General features: G+C 36.6%; 18 protein-coding genes. 5 read left to right on the plus strand and 13 right to left on the minus strand.

Annotated features, from left to right (window positions below; genetic code table 11):
- Position 1 precedes the first annotated feature (1 nt).
- Positions 2-1111 carry a HEPN domain-containing protein gene (locus tag MMF97_RS05425; RefSeq protein WP_243360366.1) on the plus strand — a complete coding sequence of 370 codons (1110 nt, stop codon included), beginning with the start codon at positions 2-4 and terminating at the stop codon, positions 1109-1111.
- Here MMF97_RS05425 and MMF97_RS05430 read toward each other — a convergent pair.
- From MMF97_RS05430 to MMF97_RS05465, 8 genes are all read right to left on the minus strand, one after another.
- Entirely contained in the window at positions 1071-1739 is a 669-nt protein-coding gene (locus tag MMF97_RS05430; protein ID WP_243360369.1) for an MgtC/SapB family protein, read from the minus strand. The two genes, MMF97_RS05425 and MMF97_RS05430, sit on opposite strands and share 41 nt — an antisense overlap.
- A 172-nt stretch (positions 1740-1911) precedes the next feature.
- Entirely contained in the window at positions 1912-3549 is a 1638-nt protein-coding gene (gene groL, locus MMF97_RS05435; protein WP_243360371.1) for a chaperonin GroEL, read from the minus strand.
- Positions 3550-3674: 125 nt separating this feature from the next.
- Complete coding sequence (locus MMF97_RS05440) at positions 3675-3953, minus strand: co-chaperone GroES (protein ID WP_243360373.1); 279 nt, start codon at positions 3951-3953, stop codon at positions 3675-3677.
- A 216-nt stretch (positions 3954-4169) separates the two neighbouring features.
- Positions 4170-4517 carry a preprotein translocase subunit SecG gene (gene secG / locus MMF97_RS05445; protein ID WP_243360374.1) on the minus strand — a complete coding sequence of 116 codons (348 nt, stop codon included), beginning with the start codon at positions 4515-4517 and terminating at the stop codon, positions 4170-4172.
- Positions 4518-4529: 12 nt separating this feature from the next.
- Positions 4530-5831, minus strand: coding sequence for a hypothetical protein (locus MMF97_RS05450; protein ID WP_243360376.1), 1302 nt, complete (start codon positions 5829-5831; stop codon positions 4530-4532).
- A 32-nt stretch (positions 5832-5863) separates the two neighbouring features.
- Complete coding sequence (locus MMF97_RS05455) at positions 5864-6376, minus strand: LptE family protein (protein ID WP_243360378.1); 513 nt, start codon at positions 6374-6376, stop codon at positions 5864-5866.
- A 1-nt stretch (position 6377) separates the two neighbouring features.
- Complete coding sequence (locus MMF97_RS05460; RefSeq protein ID WP_243360380.1) at positions 6378-7610, minus strand: sigma-54 interaction domain-containing protein; 1233 nt, start codon at positions 7608-7610, stop codon at positions 6378-6380.
- Between the two features lie 66 nt (positions 7611-7676).
- Positions 7677-9218, minus strand: a complete 1542-nt coding sequence (locus tag MMF97_RS05465; RefSeq protein ID WP_243360381.1) for a MiaB/RimO family radical SAM methylthiotransferase — start codon at positions 9216-9218, stop codon at positions 7677-7679.
- A gap of 134 nt (positions 9219-9352) precedes the next feature.
- On the opposite strand from MMF97_RS05465, the gene MMF97_RS05470 reads away from it, so the two are divergent.
- A complete protein-coding gene (locus tag MMF97_RS05470) occupies positions 9353-11068 on the plus strand; it encodes an AsmA family protein (protein ID WP_243360383.1) in 1716 nt (571 codons plus the stop codon).
- 56 nt (positions 11069-11124) lie between these two features.
- Complete coding sequence (locus MMF97_RS05475) at positions 11125-12909, plus strand: AsmA family protein (protein WP_243360385.1); 1785 nt, start codon at positions 11125-11127, stop codon at positions 12907-12909.
- Positions 12910-13278: 369 nt separating this feature from the next.
- On the opposite strand, the gene MMF97_RS05480 is transcribed toward MMF97_RS05475, so the two are convergent.
- From MMF97_RS05480 to MMF97_RS05500, 5 genes are all read right to left on the minus strand, one after another.
- Positions 13279-14343 carry a branched-chain amino acid aminotransferase gene (locus MMF97_RS05480; protein ID WP_243360386.1) on the minus strand — a complete coding sequence of 355 codons (1065 nt, stop codon included), beginning with the start codon at positions 14341-14343 and terminating at the stop codon, positions 13279-13281.
- A 110-nt stretch (positions 14344-14453) separates the two neighbouring features.
- Positions 14454-15419 (minus strand): tryptophan 2,3-dioxygenase family protein, encoded by a 966-nt coding sequence (locus tag MMF97_RS05485; RefSeq protein WP_243360388.1) that lies wholly within the window; start codon positions 15417-15419, stop codon positions 14454-14456.
- Between the two features lie 73 nt (positions 15420-15492).
- Positions 15493-15654, minus strand: coding sequence for a hypothetical protein (locus MMF97_RS05490; protein WP_243360389.1), 162 nt, complete (start codon positions 15652-15654; stop codon positions 15493-15495).
- Positions 15655-15719: 65 nt separating this feature from the next.
- Entirely contained in the window at positions 15720-17018 is a 1299-nt protein-coding gene (locus tag MMF97_RS05495) for an HAD-IB family phosphatase (RefSeq protein ID WP_243360391.1), read from the minus strand.
- Position 17019: 1 nt separating this feature from the next.
- On the minus strand, positions 17020-18018 hold the full coding sequence (locus MMF97_RS05500) for an NAD-dependent epimerase/dehydratase family protein (protein ID WP_317228598.1): 999 nt from the start codon (positions 18016-18018) through the stop codon (positions 17020-17022).
- A gap of 35 nt (positions 18019-18053) precedes the next feature.
- Here MMF97_RS05500 and MMF97_RS05505 point away from each other — a divergent pair, with 35 nt between their 5' ends.
- Both MMF97_RS05505 and MMF97_RS05510 read left to right on the plus strand, forming a co-directional pair.
- On the plus strand, positions 18054-19235 hold the full coding sequence (locus tag MMF97_RS05505) for a formimidoylglutamase (protein WP_243360393.1): 1182 nt from the start codon (positions 18054-18056) through the stop codon (positions 19233-19235).
- 116 nt (positions 19236-19351) lie between these two features.
- Positions 19352-20503, plus strand: a complete 1152-nt coding sequence (locus tag MMF97_RS05510) for a TlpA disulfide reductase family protein (RefSeq protein ID WP_243360395.1) — start codon at positions 19352-19354, stop codon at positions 20501-20503.
- Positions 20504-20508: the final 5 nt, after the last annotated feature.

The following is a 20508-nucleotide window of genomic DNA, read 5'->3' on the forward strand; positions in this document are numbered from 1 at the left end:
AATGGATATATACCCAATCATGTACAGGGAAACTGATCAGGACATGCATGAGCAGTCTTTCAGTAGGTTTTTTAATAAATATAGTCAGTTAGATATTTACCATCATCTGCAAAAGTTTTGGCAATGTTACAGAGAAAGCAATCAGTTAACTGGGCATCTTTGCCATAAAGAATCAGATTTTTTAGAGGAGCTTTTAAATGTGCTGAACAGCTTAGCTTCGAGTTATCAGTGTAATGAAGATGAAATGTTTATTGATTGTTCTTTTTCTGAACATACACTGGTATCTTTTGATGGGATTGTTTCTTTACTTAAGCAGGCTATACCTATTGGTACTATTTACAATATCAGCAGTGAAAAAAATAAACTGGATCTGATTATTGTTTTAGAAAAATGTTGTGGTAAGCCTTTAGAAACGTTTGAAAACGTTATAGACATGAGTTTGCTCGGTTATCCTGATAGTGTTTGTACGCTGCATACTTTTGGTTATTTAAAACAACAGATGTTAGAAGGAAATTTCTTTTACAGTTCTGTTTGTATTGAAAAAAACGTTGTTTACAGAAAAAGCACTGCAGAGTTATTGCCTTGTGCAGGTGTTAAAATTTATAAAGTGATGATAGCTCGTTGTAAACATGTGTTTGATGCAGAAATGAAAAAAGCTTCTTCATTTTTAAGCGGGGCCGTAAATTATATTGATACCGGTTCTTATGAACTGGCCGTTTTTATGTTGCAGCAAACAGCAGAACTTACTTACAGATGTTTTTTAAATATTATGAGAGGCAAGGATATAAAATGCCATTCACTTATTGTGTTAAGACGTAATTTGAAACGTTTTGCACCTTATCTTATAGGTATTTTTTCTGCGGATGAAAAAGAAGAACTACATGATCTGGAAATTCTTGAAAAAGGTTACTGTGATGCCCGTTACAATCGTGAATATACCATTACAGAAGAAACTGTAAGTTCTTTATACCAGAAAGTAAACATGTTGTATCAGAAAGCTTTTATCTTGTTTGCAGATAAGGTAAAAGATCTGCAAGATGAGCAGCTACATGCGGTACAGTTTCCTGATGCTAAAAATCAAACTCAAGAATACTGCTGTCTTTTAGCATAGCCTGAACAAACTGGTGATGGTGCTGCGGGGTACCAACGGCATTCCAGGTACCTGTAATAATGCCTTTGGCTAGCTGGTGCTTACCCCTGTCGGCCTTTAATTTAAATTGTTTAAAGAGTTGTTCATATTCATCAAAATCCTGATCGTTAAAGTGTTTTACAATACGATAGGTACGTTTGGTGAACCTGCGTTCTACTATACTCTCAACAGAAGGGAAGATCAGGAGTGCAAACAGTACTACGATAGTTACGCCAACAGCTTGTATAAAATATCCTGAACCTACCGCCATACCAATAGCTGCCACAATCCAGATTACACAGGCAGTGGTTAAACCTTTAACTCGGTTCTCTTCTTTAAAGATTACGCCCGCCCCTAAAAAGCCTATACCTGTTACAATATTTGAAGCAATACGATCATGACTGCTTACCCCGATTTTAATGGAAAGAATAGTAAATAAAGAAGCACCAAGTCCTATCATGATCATGGTTTTTAATCCGGCAGATTTGCTTCGATATTCACGTTCTGCACCAATGATTCCACATAGAAGTATGGTTAGCAGAAACTTATTTACTTCTGCCATGGTGAGGTACTTATTATTGTCGCCAAGAAACTTAAACAATTCTTCCATGTAGGTAAATATAAGTAATTGCTTTGGCTGTTTTTTGAGAAATAGAAAAACTGATTAAATAAAAATCCCCCAGAATTTGTGTTCCGAGGGATTTTATATAAGGTTTAAAGACTAAAGAAGCTTAGAGCTTGCAAATAGCTTTATGCTTTTAGCTCCTGTCTTTCGGCTGCTATTACATCATGCCGCCCATGCCACCGCCCATTGGCGGATGAGCAGCACCAGCACCTGCTTCTTCTGGTTCATCCGCTAAAACAACTTCTGTTGTTAATAACATTGATGCAATTGAAGCAGCATTCTCTAAAGCTACACGAGATACTTTAGTTGGGTCGATAACACCGGCACCAATTAAGTTCTCATAAACATCTGTACGGGCATTGTAACCGAAATCGGCATTACCGTCTTTTACTTTTTGCACTACGATAGAACCTTCAATACCTGCATTCTCGCAAATTTGACGTAATGGCTCTTCGATAGCGCGCTTCACGATTGCGATACCAGTAGTTTCATCATCATTATCACCTTTTAGATTGGTTAAAGCTCCTACCGCACGGATGAAAGCAACACCACCACCAGCAACAATACCTTCTTCTACAGCTGCACGAGTTGCGTGTAAAGCATCGTCAACGCGATCTTTTTTCTCTTTCATTTCAACTTCTGAAGCGGCACCTACATAAAGTACGGCAACACCACCAGAAAGTTTAGCTAAACGCTCTTGTAATTTTTCTTTATCGTAATCTGAAGTAGTTGTCTCGATTTGAGCTTTAATCTGGCCTACACGAGCTTTAATGTCTTCAGTTTTACCTGAACCATTGATTACAGTAGTATTGTCTTTATCAACAACTACTTTTTCTGCAGTACCTAAATAGCTTAAATCAGCATTTTCTAATTTATAACCTCTTTCTTCAGAAATTACAGTACCACCAGTTAAGATAGCGATGTCTTCTAACATTGCTTTTCTTCTATCGCCAAAGCCAGGAGCTTTAACTGCAGCAACTTTTAGTGAACCACGGATTTTGTTTACTACCAAAGTAGCTAAAGCTTCGCCGTCTAGGTCTTCAGAGATAATTAAAAGCGGTTTACCAGTTTGAACAGTTTTTTCTAAAACAGGCAACAATTCTTTCATGTTGCTGATTTTTTTATCATAGATTAAGATGAAAGGCGCATCTAGCTCAGCCTCCATTTTATCAGCATTGGTTACAAAGTATGGAGAAAGGTAACCTCTGTCAAATTGCATACCTTCTACAGTTTTTACTTCTGTTTCAGTACCTTTTGCTTCTTCTACAGTAATTACGCCGTCTTTACCTACTTTTTGCATTGCTTCTGCAATTAAAGAACCAATAACTTCGTCATTATTGGCAGAGATAGAAGCAACTTGTTTGATTTTATTGTTGTCTTCGCCTACAGTTTGTGATTGCTCTTTTAAGTTAGCTACCACAGCTGCAACTGCTTTATCAATACCACGTTTTAAATCCATTGGATTTGCACCTGCAGCTACGTTTTTAATACCAGCAGTAACAATTGCTTGCGCCAATACGGTAGCAGTGGTAGTTCCATCACCTGCAATATCAGCAGTTTTAGAAGCTACTTCTTTTACCATTTGTGCACCCATGTTTTCAATTGGGTCTTTTAAATCAATTTCTTTAGCTACAGATACACCGTCTTTAGTAATGGTTGGTGAACCGAATTTTTTATCGATAATTACGTTACGTCCTTTTGGACCTAAAGTTACTTTTACTGCATTTGCTAAAACATCAACACCTTTTTTTAAAGCATCACGGGCTTCAACGTTATATTTTACTTGTTTTGCCATTTCTTTATGAAATTTTGAATGATTGGATGAGAGAATGATTGAATATTCCCTCGAATTTTTTAATAATTACTTCTGATTTGTGCTGAATTTACTCATTCGAAATTCAATCACTTAATCATTAATTTTTATCCGATTACAGCGTAAACATCGCTTTCACGCATAATTAAGTACTCTTTACTTTCATGAGTGATTTCTGTACCGGCAAATTTTTCGTATAACACAATATCACCAACTTTTACAGTCATTGGTTCATCTTTTTTACCAGATCCAACAGCAACTACAGTTCCTTGTTGAGGTTTTTCTTTAGCGGTATCAGGAATATAGATACCCGACGCTGTTTTTTCTTCGGCAGGAGCAGCTTCTACTACAATCCTGTCTCCAATTGGTTTTAAATTTAAAGCCATAACTCTAATAATATTTATTTTGATTTAAAATGTTTAATTTAACAGTTAACGTTTTATCAGTTTTTATGCCAATTGGCTTTTGTCTGAAAAACTTGGCAAAGCTGTCAGTTTCTTAAAATAAGTTTAACACAGGAGTGTCAGTCTGACAGTGCCATGTTAAACAAAAAAACTCCGCAGTAATCTACTGCGGAGTTTTATGTAAAATATGTTTAAGCCTTATTTTTTTGTACTGTCACCAGTTTTAGTCGGAGTAGCTTCTTGTTTTTGTAAGCCACCTCCAATTACCGACGGAGTTGCTGTTTTGTTGATATGGTCGTCAATTTTTGAACCTGTAGCTGCACCACCGTTTTTTGAAGCTACTGTAATAGCCATGCTAAAAACAACAAGTAATGCTAATAAAACCCATGTTCCTTTTTCTAAAACATCGCCTGTGCGTTGTACGCCAAACATATTGCTGTTAGCGCCGCCTGTAGCTAAACCACCACCTTTAGGGTTTTGAACTAAAACAAAAAGACCTAAAGCAATGCATACAACAACTAATAAAATAATTAAAAAGGTTACCATAATATCGTTATTCTAAATTTTCTTTTCTAATGATTGGATAAGGTCGGCAAAGTAACGGCTTTTTTCTGGAAACTTCAAACTTAATTTTTGATAAGTGTCTATTGCCTTGTGATAAAGCATCTGTTCAATGTAGATCGACGCTAAAGTTTCTGATACTAAATCATAGTTATCTTCAGCGCTTTTCTTGGCCTTATTTTCGTTATTGATCTGATCTGGTTTTAAAGGCTTGATCTGCGGATCATTTTTAATAAAATTATCTATCAGCTCACTTTCTTTGGTAGTGATACTGATAATAGCGCCATGTTCATCTTCTTCAAGTGGAGACTGGGCATGGAAAATATGCTCTACATATTGTTGCTGAAGCTCAGAACCTGTGTTTTTGGTATTGGTTTTCTGTGTTACAAAAGGTCTGAAAACAGCTTCGTAATGTTTACGTGTTTTAGCAAGCCACCAAAGAAAAGTAAACGGAAGTTTATCATCGTCATATTTACTTACTTTGGCTTCGGTATCAACATTGTTTTTTTCAGGCTCGGTGATATTTAAAGCAGAAGTTGTTTCTTCAACATCTCTTGCGGTTTCTGTGTCTTCATCTACCTTCTCCGAAACAAAATCTCTGTCGAAATAGAAAAAATCGGTATTGGCTAAACTCTCAGGCTTTAAATTGTCAGTGTCTGTTTTTTCTTCAGAAACCGTATGGTTTATGCCTGCGTATTCATTTGCAGGTTCTTCTAAGAAATCTGCATAATGTTCTTGAGGGATGTCAGTATTTGTACTGTCTAAACTTTCAATTACAGGTGTTTCTTCTGTATGATGAACCGGGTCTGCCTTTGGCGTTTCTGTAGCTTCCGGAATAATCAGTTCATTGATTTCTTCAAAAACTTCCTGTTCATCTGGTTCAGCAGCAAGAACTATAGTTTCATGATAAGCTGCTGTCTTTTCCTGATGTGTAACAGGTTCTTCCTGATGTGTTTGATACGTATTGTTAGGCTCTGCTTGATTTTCAGTACTAATTGGCAAGGCAGTTTCAACAGAATCGTATTTTACAACTTCAATTTCATTAAACTTCTTTAATGATCTGGGGTTGTTTATTAATCTGTGCAGAACTGTACCATTGTTATAGATAGCTGCTTTAGTTAGTGACTTTGCAGCTTCGGGTGTATTGCTTTCTGCCTTGGCCAGCAAAAGATATAATTGCTGGTAATAAGGATATTTTTGAGTAAGTGTATGCAACATTTCAGCATGCTCAGATGTTACCAGCCAAGGTTGTGCCAGTAATTTAGAAAGCTGCTGTTTATGTTGATAATCTAACTCCATGTTGCTAAGATAGTAATTGAAAGCTCAATTTTTTACCATTGTGCAAAAGCATCATTAAAAATGTTCTCTGTAAGTTTGGCATTTACTTTCTTAATCAGGCCTCTCTCAATACTTTGTAATGTCTGCCCACCCAAAGTAAAATCTTCATATTGGGTAAAGCTTTTTTCAAAGCTGGTCTTAATTTTTCCTGTATCCAGGTTATTGATGTATTTAACAAAAACGGTAATGGTTAAACGGTTTGCGCCTGCCACAGGATTTTTGTTATCGGTAAAAGCAATTGGTTTAATATCGTAACCTGTAATGCGTCCTTCAAAAGTAGCATCGGCTTCATTTTGGGTAACCACCAGCCTGCTCTGTGTACGTATTCTCTCTTTCAGATCTTCGGTAAACTGCTGACTTAGATCAGGAACTACCAAGGGAGCGTTATTTTCAAAAAAACGAACATTAACGGTTTTCATTCCGGCTGGAATAGATGCTCCGTTAAATTTATAGCTGCATCCAAACAGAACAATAATAGCAGCCAGTACGGCCCATATTTTTTTCATCTTAGCTCAGGTTTAATTCTTTAATTTTCCTGTATAAAGTACGTTCAGAAATACCCAGTTCCTGAGCCGCAAATTTTCTTTTTCCTTTGTGCTTTTTAAGTGCTTTCTTAATCAGGTCAGATTCTTTATCTACCAATGATAATGATTCTTCAACTTCCTCAGCATCATGCGCATAATTGTAGTCTGTAGGCATGTTGTTTGAAGGATGCTTGATAGTTAAAGTAGGTTCATTAGGACTACTTAATTCAATATCCTGATAAAGCTGGTTGATATATGGCGAATTATCGGCTACGATGTGAGAAGTATTTCCACCATTCTGGATAATTTCTGCAACCAGTTTTTTAAGGTCCATCATATCCTTCTTCATATCAAACAATACTTTGTAAAGGATATCACGTTCTGAAAAATCTTCTTTACTACCCGTATTTAAAGCCATAGGTAGCTGGTTACCCTGCTCATTAGGGATATAATTTAGTAAAGCCTGTGCACTTACATTGCGGTCTTTTTCTAATACACAGATTTGCTCGGCAATATTTTTCAATTGACGTACGTTACCGGGCCAACTGTAATTACTTAAAACCTGTATGGCATCGGGTTCTAAAACAATACCGGGGCTGCGGTATTTATCACTAAAATCGGCCGCAAACTTTCTGAATAAAAGATAGATGTCTTCCTTACGCTCTTTTAATGAAGGGATGCGTAATGGAACCGTATTTAAACGATAGTATAAATCTTCACGGAATTTCCCTGATTTAACCCTGTCGTAAACATCAACGTTTGTTGCAGCTACAATGCGCACATCTGTTTTCTGAACTTTAGAAGAACCTACACGCAGGTATTCGCCACTTTCTAAAACACGTAATAAACGGGCTTGTGTGCCTAAAGGGAGTTCGGCTACTTCATCTAAAAAGATGGTGCCGCCATTGGCTACTTCAAAATAACCTTTTCGTGCTTCGTGTGCTCCGGTAAAAGAACCTTTTTCGTGTCCGAAAAGTTCAGAATCTATGGTGCCTTCCGGTATAGCGCCACAGTTCACGGCAATAAAGGTTCCGTGTTTACGAGCGCTTAATTGATGTATAATATGTGAAAAGACTTCTTTACCACTACCACTTTCGCCGGTAATTAAAACCGACATATCGGTAGGTGCAACCTGTCTTGCCGTATCTATTGCCCGGTTTAGTAAGGGCGAATTGCCAATGATACCAAACCTGTTTTTAATGTCTTGTATGTCCATTCGTGTTTTCCTGTTTAGGGTTCGGACTGCTTGTTTCTTAAAAAATCTGGTTTCCTGAAACGTTAATTAGTCAACAACTTTTCCAATTAAGGTAGCTGATGTGCAGCTTTCTATTAAAACATTTGCATACGCTCCTGGTTTTACCGAATCTGTAATAGGGAAAACCACCATTACATTTTCATCATTACGTCCTCTGTATTCTTTATCAGATTTTTTAGAGAAACCTTCGATGAGTACTTTTACGGTTTTACCTACAAAGTTTTTGATGTAGGCATGTGAGCCTTCCTGCTGTTTTTGGATAACTTCGTTTAAACGTCTCAATTTAACCTCTTCAGGTACATTATCCTCGTATTTGCGTGCGGCAAGTGTTCCCGGACGTTCAGAATAAGCAAACTGGTAAGCAAAACTGTAAGTTACATAATCCATCATGCTTAAAGTATCCTGATGTTCTTCTTCTGTTTCGGTACAGAAACCTGTGATGATATCAGTAGATATTGCACAACCCGGAATAATACGTTTAATGGCATCTACACGGTCCATATACCATTCACGATCGTAAGTGCGGTTCATCAGCTTTAATATCCGACTGTTGCCACTTTGTACCGGTAAATGGATGTAATTACAAATATTATCGTATTTAGCTATGGTATGCAACACCTCATCAGTAATGTCTTTAGGGTGCGAGGTTGAGAAACGAACCCTTAATTCAGGACTAATTTCTGCTACCATTGCCATTAACTGTGCAAAATTTACACTGCCATCAACTTGTTCATCGGTATGATGTCCACGTTTTTCAGGCAGGTCGGTTTTATTTACCAATGCCTCTAATAATGCATCGCCAGTTAGGGTGTTCATTTCATCCTGCAAATCATCGGCTTTGCTTTTTAATTCCTGACCATCTTTCCAATGGTAAGAATCTACGTTTTGACCTAATAAAGTAACCTCACGATAGCCTTGTTCAAATAACTGGATGGCTTCGTTTACAATAGACTTTGGATCTCTGCTGCGCTCACGGCCACGTGTAAAAGGTACCACACAGAAAGAACACATGTTATCGCAGCCACGGGTAATAGAAATAAATGCACTAATACCATTACCGGTTAAACGAACAGGATTGATATCTGCATAAGTTTCTTCGCGAGAAAGGATTACGTTTACGGCTTTGTGACCATCTTCTACTTCATTGATCAGTTTGGGTAAATCACGGTAAGCATCAGGTCCAACTACTACGTCAACTAGTTTTTCTTCTTCTAAAAATTTAGATTTTAAACGTTCGGCCATGCAGCCTAATACGCCAACTACCAATTTTGGATTTTTACGTTTTTCTACTCCAAATTGCGATAATCTGTTGCGAACACGTTGCTCAGCATTTTCGCGTATAGAGCAGGTATTGATAAAGATCACATCAGCATTTTGATAATCGCCTGTAGTTTGATAGCCGGTTTCAGCAAGAATTGAGGCAACGATCTCGCTGTCTGCAAAATTCATCTGGCAACCATAGCTTTCAATATAAAGCTTTTTGCTATCGGCATTCTGATTATCTAATATTAAGGCTTCGCCCTGACGAGATTCGTCGTGACTTTTGTCCTGAAGTTTAAAATCGATCATTAAATAAAAATTTTACGGGCTTCAAAAATACAAAAAATAAATAGAAAATGACAGAATGGCAGTTATTTTACGAATGAATTATATTACAATACCTACCTCAAAACAATTAAACAGCTTTTTTGTATTTTATTTTAATGAGTAAGCATTTTTATACAAAAAAAAGGTTTTGGTATTGGTTTGGAGGCATAGCGCTGAGTTTGCTAATTATTCTGGTTATGGGGATAACCATCATAGCAGTAAAATGGAAACCTGTATTAAGTAGTAAATTAAAAGAGGGTGTGAAAAAAGCTTCTGGCGAATTATATACATTGGATTTTAAAGATTTGCATCTCAACCCGCTTAGAGGAACAGTAACGCTGGATAATGTAGTTTTTTGGCCGGATAGCAATGTTTTTAATCAACTTAAACTGCAAAAGAAAGCTCCGGTACATCTATTTCGGGTAAAACTGGAACACTTAAAAATAACTCGGATAGGGATTTTGGATGCTTATTTTAAAAAGGAGCTACATGCTAAGGCCATACTTTTGGATAACCCTTCCATAGATATGGTTTACCATAAAGGGATAAAAAGAACTAATGATACAGCAAGCTCAGAAAATTTATACCAAATCTTAAAAAATATCTTAAACTCAATAGAGGTTAAACTGATTAAAGTTATTGATGCTGATTTCGATTACTATAATGCAGATCGCAAACTCAGTGCAGTGAAACATGTAAATATTAGGATTGAAGATCTGCTGATTGATTCGTTAACATCATTGGACACAACCCGAGTGCTTTACAGTAAAAATATTGGCTTTGAATTGGGTGGGTATAAATCACTGACACAAGATAAGATGTACACGATTAAAATAGACAGTGTAAGAGGATCTTTAAATAAAAGCAGTCTGGAGGTTAAAGGATTTAAAGTTATTCCCATGTACCCTGAGTTGGAGTTCAGTAGACAATACAAGGTTCAAAAAGATAGGTACGATTTAGATTTTAGTTCAATTACCCTGAATAAAGTTGATTTCACGGGTTTAAGTAATAATGGGAATTTACAGGTTAAAAAGATGACTATAGGTCCCGCAAAAGTTGCCGTTTTTATGAATAGGTCTTTGCCTCCTCCTGATATTGATAAAGGCAGAAATTTTCCGCATGTTGCTTTGCAACGATTACCCTTGCCAACGGTTATTGAACAGGTAGTACTCAATAAGGTTGATGTTGCCTATACAGAGTTTAATCCTGAAACCAATAATAAAGGAACGGTAAAATTACAGGCGCTTAGCGGCACGCTAAGTAATTTAACCAATGATAGTTTACGTCTTAACCAATATAATCATGCCTATGCAGATCTGAACACCATGATAATGGGAGCTGCAAAAATGAATGTAAAGATAGATTTTAACCTGGCTGCCAAAAATGGTGCTTTTAGTTATTATGGTACTGTTGGAAGTTTTGATATGAAAGTGTTGAATGCCATTTCAAAACCTTTAGGACAGATGGAAATTGAAAGCGGACATGCAAACAGTGCAACTTTTAATGTAAATGCAAATTTTAATCAGGCTAGTGGTAAGATTGTATTTCTTTATAACGGATTAAAAATTAAGATGCTAGGAGAGGATGGAGATGGAAAAGAAAAGAAAAAGGGCTTGTTATCATTTTTGGCTAATACTCTTTTAATTAAAGATGATAACCCAACAGGAAACAATCCGCAACGTATTGCCTATGTTGATCATAATAGGGTTAAACAGGCCTCTTTTTTTAACCTGATGTGGAAAACAGTACTTAAAGGAATCAGAGAAACAGCAAGTGTAGGAATGATACCGATGAAAAAAATGCCTCCGCCTAAAAAAGGTATAAAAAAGTAAGCTCCGGCTAATTGATGTTCATCAAATAAAAGCTATCTTGGTTTTAAAAGCAGGTTATGCCACAGAAAGCAAAAATGAAATTACTTTATAAGGTACTTGCCCTTGTTGTGGGTTCTTTACTGTTGCTTTATGGTGTTTCTGTTCTTATTTTCATGAACATAAAACCCCGTGTTAGGGAGGAGCTTAAGCTACTGATCAAAGATGCCTCGGGCAAGCTTTATGATATAGATTTTAAAGACATCAATGCTAATCTATTAACAGGTAATGCCACATTAAGAGATGTAACTCTAAATCCCGATACCAATACCTATAAACAGTTGGTAACAAATAAGAAAGCCCCAAATAATTTATACCAGATCAAGCTTAAAAAATTAACCATTAAACAATTTCATCCTTTCAGGCTTTTCTTTAAAAAAGAAATAGAAATAGGGCTTTTGCGTTTTGATTATGCCAGTATAAGCATGAACAATAAGGCATTTGAATTTAACGAGAATAAACCTTCGAGACCTGAGATTTCACCTTACCATTATATCAAGTCTATTTGTAAGTCATTTCATGTAGATAAGATAGAATTCAGGAATGCTTTTTTTGAATATGTAGATAAAAATGGTTTAAAGCCCGAAACAGATACCATAGCTAATTTAAATATTACCCTTACAGATTGGCTTATAGATTCCTTATCTGCTAAAGATGAAAGCCGAACATTTTTATTAAAAGATATACAGATTTATCTTAATAATTATAGCTATGCTACTCCAGACAGTTTGTACTACATTAAGCTCAGTCAACTGGATTTTTCTGTTACCTCAAAAAAGGTAAACATTAAAAACTTTGAAGTTCAGCCTAGATATAGTGAAGCAGACTTTGCGCATAAAGTAGGAATGGCACAGGATCGTTATCTGCTTAATCTGAATAATATTAACCTTACAGACATAGATATTCTGGCTTATATCAGAAGGAGAGAAATTATTGCTAAGCAAATGAATATTGCCGATGGAACACTTTCGGTTTTTAACGACAATTTTTATCCCAAAAATACGGAGCCTAAAAGTGGCCGGTTTCCACACCAGCTACTGCAAAAGCTTAATATTCCTTTAAGTATCCATAAGATCAACGTCAATAATCTGGATATTGATTATGCCGAATACGATAAGGTTACCAAACAGCGAGGTAGGGTAGAATTTAAAAATACTTCAGGAGAATTTAGTAATGTAACCAATCAGGAGAAGTTTAAAAAGCTAAATTCTTTTACAACAGCGAAACTAACCAGTTATTTAATGGGACAAGGAAAACTTCAGGTCGATTTTAAATTTAACATCATTTCGCCTGATGGGGATTTTAGTTATAAGGGAAATTTAGGCGTAATGGATGCAAGACAACTGAATTATGTGACTAAGCCTTTAGCTATGGTTCAGGTAAACAGATGCCAGATCAAGGAATTGGATTTTGATATTGATGTGAAAAAAGATATAGCCAAGGGTAAAATAGATTTCAGGTTCAACGACCTATCGTTAAAAATACTGAAAAAACAGGAAGAAGGAGAGGGGTTAACCGGAATGGGGATTTTATCGTTACTGGCTAATGCTATTGTAATCTCTCCTGATAATCCTTCAGAAAATGGGCGACATGTTATTGCGCCTATAAATTACCAAAGAAAGCCCAGTGCTTCATTTTTTAATTTTTTGTGGAAAACTATTTTTCAGGGTGTTAAATACAGCGTTGGGTTTACACCCCAAAAAGAAGCCGAGATCAAGCAACAGATTGCCAAATTTAAACAGATGAAAGAAGATAGAGATCTGCGACGATTTAAAAGAGAGCAAAGGAAAAGGTTAGAAAAGTAAAAACAACTTGAGTTATGGGGGGATCTGCTCATTTCCTTAAAACTTTTTATAGTCCACCTCGCAATCTTGCCTACCCTCATGCCGGGCAATGGCAGGTACTTTTTTCCACAAAAAGTACCCAAAACCGAGGCCTTGCCGAGCTCATGAACACCATAAGAACAATAAAAAACAGTGAATAAACTCTCGGCTGCGCTTTTTGCTTTAAAGTAAGTGATAGGGCAATTGCATGACTACCGCAAATAGCGGAGGCCGATTTTTCGTGTATTAATGGTTTGTGCTAAGGCTTGACATCGTACCAAAGATTATAGCTAAAGTAAAAAAGCAGCCAATAGGCTGCTTTTTTACTTTTATATCAATTGATCACCAGGATTATACAATCCAGTTCCAGCCAAAATTATCTGTTGCTAAACCATATTTAATATCGTTCAACTGTTTGGCAATACCGTTAGATACTTTTCTGGTCTCAGGATCAGTTAACTGGTAATCTTTACCATTGTAATTGATTACACCGATGTGCGTTACCGTTGCAGCAGTTCCGGCAGCAAAAGCTTCAGTTAATCTTCCGTTTTCGATGCCTTCTATGACTTCTTTAACAGATAATCTTCTCTCTTCTACCTCTATGCCATTGGCTTTTGCAAGCTGAATAATGGTATCTCTTGTAACACCATCTAAAACAGTGGTTCTAACAGAAGGCGTAACTAATTTACCATCAATTACGAACAATAAATTGGCTGTTCCGGCTTCTTCTATAAACTCATGTGTTTGTGCATCAGTCCATAACAATTGGTCAAAACCTTCTTTTTTAGCTACTTCAAAAGGATATAAAGAGCGGGCATAGTTACCTGCTGTTTTGGCAAAACCTACACCACCGTCATCAGCTCTTGTAAATTCAGTTTCTACTTTTACCCTTAAAGACTTGGTATAATATTTACCTGTAGGTGTAGTTAATATAGCAAATGTATAAGTATCAGAAGCTTTTACACCTAAATAAGGCTCGGTAGCATACATTACAGGTCTGATGTACAAAGCGTAATCTTCCTGAGAAGGTACCCATTTTTCATCTACATTGATCAACTCGGCCATACCTTGCATAAAAATTTCTTTATCAACCTCAGGCATCGCCATGCGCTTTGCTGATTTGTTGAAACGGTCAAAGTTCTTTTCCGGTCTAAAAATGCTGATCTTGCCATCAGGCTGACGATAAGCTTTTATACCTTCAAAAATAGCTTGTCCGTAATGAAGGGCAGAAATAGCCGGACTCATCGGTATTGGACCATAAGGCACTATACGAGGATTTTTCCAGGCACCGTCTTCATAATCGCATAAGAACATGTGATCGGTAAAAACCTTACCGAATGGAAGCTGAGAAAAATCAGTAACAGTTAAACGGCTTTGTTCAACTTTGGTTACTTTTATGTCAATTGTATCGGTCATGATATAACAATTTTTTGCCTGTTTAAACGAATAGTTTATTGGTTTTATTTCAGGCATTTAGTGAAAAAAATGTGCCGCAAAATTAGTAAAAAAAATGGGTGTAAGGTTATTTATTTGTTATTTTTAAGTGAGCTTAACACATTTAATACCCAACCTTTGCCCCATTCGTCTATCTGTTCGTTGGTCCATAAGAATGGATAGAAAATCCGCTTCTGAAAACGTGGAGGTAGGTATTTCTGCCAATTTGTACCGCCTGTTGCCGCAATATCTTCAGGATCTTTTTCCAAATAACGTACCGCCGATTTATAATGAGAAAGTGGCCATTCTACATTCACATAAAGGTCAAGTTTTCTAAGCTCTTCGGCCAGCAGACTTACATCTTCGCCCTCTGCTTCTAATTTTAAGTAAAGTGCACTGAAATTGGTGTTTACACGATCTTTAGCCAGTTGCAGAAACTGTTGTGCGTATTTGCTGATAAACTGTTTAAGGGTTAAGGTTTGTTTACCTGTAGCCAGTTCGGTTGCGCCAAACTTCCAGTAAATATATTCAAATTGCTGTTCTATAGCTGCATTTTTAAGCTCTTCGCGCTTGCTTTTATCGATAAGCTGTATAAAATCAGTAGCACTGATTTCGATCATACGATACTGTCCGCTTTGAAAACCGCTTGCAGGTAAAAGTGACATCCTAAATTTTAAGAACTGTTCTTTTTCCATACCGTTAACCATTACCTCAAATGAGGTGGTTAAAGCATTAAAATAAGCATTGATGCGTTTAATCCTTGCAGTGAAAAAATCAGCGGTCAGATTTTCTCTTTCTGCAATCTGCTCGCACTCATGTAAAGCCAGTTTAAAGTACAATTCTGTAATCTGGTGGTACATGATAAAAATCTTCTCGTCAGGAAAAGGTGTTTTAGGATTTTGAAGACTTAATAAAGTGTCTAAATGTATATAATCCCAATAAGTGAGAAAATCAGCATATAAAAGGCCATCTAAATAAGATGCCATATCTTGTCCCATTGCTTCATATTTTTCCTGAAGCAGGGTTATTTTTTGTTTTATTTCAGGCGTAAGTTCCATGTGTCTAAATAAAATGATAAGAATGTTTGTTTAATCAACGCCAATAAAGGCGCTACAAGTCATCAAATCCTATTTAGCTTGGCCTGTCTATAATTAAGCACAATTCACATAAAGACATCCAGGTACATGGAAAAGGAATTGGATAAGAACGGGTAAATAAAGCTGCAGAACTATAGCTGTTAATTGCCGCACTGTTTTTAGGGGCTATATGTAAAAGGTAACGCTCTATTGTCATATTTACAAAACGAAACTCAGTTCTTCTTTATCCTTTAAAAATGTTGTTGAAGTTACAATTAAAATTTAATACAGAACTCTGAATTTTATGGTGTGCTCAATCTTTTTTAATGATTTGAACAGGGTTTTATCATATTGTGTATTGATATCGGTTATGGCATAGCCAATATTGTCTTTGGTCATTAAAAACTGTGCAACAATGTTAATGTCATGCTTAGCAAAGGCTGTATTGATCTGAGCCATTATACCAGGCACATTTTGGTGGATGTGAATGAGCCTGTGCGATCTCTCAAGAGCTGGTAACTGTATGCTTGGAAAATTGCTGCTTAAATAAGTTGTGCCCTTGTTCATGAAATCAATTACCCGTTTAGGAATAAAACTGGCATTTCTTGGGTTGGCTTTTGGATCATCAAAAACCACAATACCCATATTGTTGCACGTTTCTATAGAGAATTTGTTGCGGGCATTGCCTAAATATCCAATGGTTTTGAGCTTGGCCGCTCGCTGCAATTTTTCTTGTTCTATCTTTTCTCCATCGGCTAAAATGAGCATGCCTACATCTTTAACATACTTTTCTTCAAATTCTGTTTTATGGCGTATAGAAAAACCATCTTTTTTGAGCAAAGCGATACTTTCCTGTGGTACATCGCCAATTACTAGACATAAAATTCTGTTTTTTGGATAAGAAATTGCACGTGGTAAGTTGTTTACATACAAAAACTCATCAAAACTTGGCGTTACATGGTCTGCTTTTGAGATGATACTTTCTCTGGCAATATTCTCAGTAAACGCAAAGAATTTTTTGATCAGTCCGCTTTCGCGTAACTGGAAATCTGAATAACCATCGCCTATGCCATATAAACTGCCTTTTAAATTCAGGTTTTGCAAAAGTTTAACCTTGCCTCCCTCTTTGCTAAGCGGATTGGCATGATCGTAATCTATGATTTTACCCTCACTGTTTGTAATGAATGTATTGGCGTAAATGTTTTCTTTTTTAATATGGTACTGACTTACTACAGGCGTAATAAATTCTTTAAATCCGCCCGAAACGATTAACACTTCATCTGCATGTTTTTTAAAAAAAGCGGCATTTCTGGAAAACGATTTAGATACTTTCTTTTTCAGGTGCTTGATCAACTTCTTCAGATCTTCTTCATTGGCTTCGAGCAATCTTACGCGTTGGGCAAGACTTTCAGAAAAGGATAACTTTCCCTCCATGGCAAGATTGGTATAATCTTCTATTTTTTGGTAGATCGCCTCACGGTCGGGATTATTTTTAAGAGAAATGCGGGCCAGTTCATCTAATGCTTCTACCTGTGTAAAGGTGCTGTCAAAATCTATGATATAGAAATGCTGTTCGTCCATTTTATTTAAGTGCTTTGCAAACTTCGGTAATACTTTGTTCTATAGGTCTGAATTGAAAATTTAAAGCAGCAGATACTTTTTGGTTGCTATAATAACTATGATTAAAACTACTACGGGCAGCATCTTTGGTAAGTGCAGGAGCTTTTCCGGTAAATAGCGAAGCTAATTTTGCTCCCCGCCATGCAAGACCTAACATCCAGGGTTTTGCTTCAATACTCGGGGCTTTAATACCAAAACCTTTTGCAATTTGGGCGAAGAAAGTTTTATAATCTAAATTCTGGGCAGATAATATGTATCGCTGCCCGGTAATTGAGCTTTGCATTAAGCTGATCATACATTTTGCAACATCTTCAATATCTACAAGTCCGGTTGCGCCATCTGTATAAAATTTTAATCCGTCTTTAACCAGTTTAAAAATAGCTCCACTGCCATCAAACCCTGCATTTTTGCCAATAATTACCGATGGATTTACAATAACTGCATCCAACCCTTCGGCTACGCCACGCCATACTTCCATTTCGCCTTCGTATTTAGAAATGGCGTAAGCATGTACTTTTGGGTCGTACTCCCAAAAATGTTGTTCAGTGATCAACTCATCTTTCTTGGCATCACCAAGTGCTGCAACAGAACTTACATGTAATAAGCGGATCTGTTTTTCAAGACAGAGATCAACTATGTTTCCGGTACCTTCTATATTTACTTTAAAAAGTTTTTTCTTGTCTTTTGGGTCAAATGAAACAAATGCCGCACAATGGTAAACGGCTGTAATCCCTTCAAAAGCATCGGCTAAATCTTCGGGTTCATTGATATCGGCATTATACCATTCTACTAAAGGATTGTTCTTAAGCAGTTCGGGTATTTTAGATGAGTTCCTTTTTAAGGCTCTTACTTTTAAATGTTGAGCTGTGAGCTGATTAACCAGTTCAGAACCTAAAAAGCCCGTGGCTCCGCTTACCAATATCATATCTTTTTTTAAAACGATGTTAAAATATGCTTTCAAAAATAGATATTTGAGCTCAAACATTTAAATAGCATATGTCTTTGTCAGATTTTTTTTCGCCGCTTAGCGTAGAAAAGTTCACCCCCAAGAAAGGTTTTTATACAACGCAGATAGGAGCAAAAGCTCAGTTTCATACCGAATATTTTCCTGACCTGGAGAAAGGCAAATACGATATTGCTATAATAGGGGTTAACGAAGATAGGGGAGCGGTTGAAAATTCGGGTTGTGGTTTAGCACCTGATTATTTCAGATCGCAGTTTTATACTTTGCATGAAGGACCCTATACCAGTCGCATTATTGATCTGGGTAACATCATTGCAGGACAAAACATATCTGATACTTATTTTGCCTTAAAAACAACTGTTGAAGAGCTGGTTAAACTGAACATTGTTCCGGTAATTATTGGCGGGGGGCAGGATCTGACTTATGCGCAATATATGGCTTATGAAGCTTTGGAGCAAAAAGTAGATCTAGTAGTGGTAGATTCTAAATTTGACTTGGAAGAGGATGAACCAGACAGTAATATAACCACTTCTCAATCTTACCTGAGCAAAATATTTTTGCATCAACCTAATTATTTGTTCAATTTCAGCAATATTGGTTACCAGACTTATTTTGTGAGCCAGGAAAGTCTAAAGGTTATGGACAAGCTTTATTTTGATGCACATCGTTTGGGCGAGTTTATGAATGATCTGACCATTGCAGAGCCGATCGTAAGAAATGCCAATATGCTGAGTTTTGACGTAGGCTCTATTCGTTCGGCAGATCTATGTGCTAATTACAATGCTGTGCCAAATGGTTTTTTTGGTCAGGATGCGTGCAGGATTGCCCGTTATGCGGGGATGAGCGATAAATTAACTTCGATAGGTTTTTATGAGTTTAATCCGGCTTTTGATCAAAATGCGCAAAGTGCCATGCTACTGGCTCAGATGGTGTGGTATTTTGTAGATGGATTTTATAACCGTAAACAAGATTTTCCGCTTACACCAAAATCACAATATCTGATTTACAGAGCAAGTTTAAAAGACGGTTCGGGCGAAATGAACTTTGTAAAAAGCAAAAAATCGGATCGCTGGTGGATGCAGGTTCCTTATCCTTCAAGCGGCTCAAAAAATGAAAGATATCACTTGGTGCCTTGCAGATATGAAGATTATCAGATGGCCATTAATGGCGAAATGCCTAATTTATGGTGGCGAACTTTTCAAAAATTATCCTAAATAAATGTGAATATGTTTTTTTCAAAAGCTTATATTTGAAAAAACTAACTTATTAAAAAGCGCAATTTAGAGTAAAACTCTGCGTTATAAAAACTTAATCAACGCATAAACGAACCATGAAAAGAACATTATTATCGGCAATGCTTGTGTTACCACTGAGCATTTTTGCCCAAAACCAATTTACGGTAAAAGGGAAACTAGCAAAAGTTAAAGATGGCACCAAGCTTTATATAGCCTACCCATATAACAATCAGCGTGTAATTGATTCAGCTGTTGTTACAAACGGAAGCTTTGAGTTTAAAGGGGCCATTGAAAACCCAACTACTGCACAATTATTTAAAAATGTAAACCCTTTTGTTAAAGGAGCAAATACCAAGAACTTAGATTTTGCAGGTTTTTATATTGAACCTGGAACCGTTACAGTAACCAGTGTTGACAGTGTAAAATCTTTAGTTGCTGGTGGTACTGCCGCAAACATTGATAATACCAAACTAAAAGGAATGCTTACTGCCATTTCTGCAAAAGAGAAAGTGCTTAATGACGAGTATGCAAAATTTACCAAAGAGCAGAAAGAAGATGAAGCTTTTATGGAAGCTTTCTATGAGAAATATGATAAGGTTGATAATGAAAAGAAACCAATTTATCTAGAATTCATTAAGCAAAACCCTAAGTCATACATTAGCTTAGTTACCTTGAGTGGTATCTCGGGCGATGATAAGATTATAGATCAAACAGAAAAATTATATGCAGCTTTAGATCCGGCTTTAAAACAAAGCAAGATTGGCGCTTCTTTGCCTGCAAGATTCTCTTCAACCAGGAAAACCGCTATTGGAGTAAATGCAATTGAGTTTACCCAAAATGATGTAGATGGCAAGCCGGTTAAATTATCAGACTTTAAAGGTAAATATGTTCTGATTGATTTTTGGGCATCATGGTGTGGGCCATGCCGTGGAGAAAATCCGAATGTTGTTGCTGCTTTTAACAAGTACAAAGATAAAAACTTTACCATTTTGGGTGTTTCGTTAGATGGAGGTGATACCAGAACAACAAAAGAAGCATGGATGAAAGCAATCAAAGATGATGGCTTGAATTGGACTCAGGTATCTGACTTAAAAGGATGGAATAACGAAGTATCGAGAGAATGGGGAATCTTTTCTATTCCTGCTAACTTCTTGTTAGATCCTTCAGGCAAGATCATTGCTAAAGACTTGAGAGGTTCTAAACTTCACAAAAAATTAGAAGAAGTTTTAACGAACAGAAGTAAATAAATTTC

This window comes from Pedobacter montanisoli (assembly GCF_022809115.1).
Classification (GTDB): domain Bacteria; phylum Bacteroidota; class Bacteroidia; order Sphingobacteriales; family Sphingobacteriaceae; genus Pedobacter; species Pedobacter montanisoli.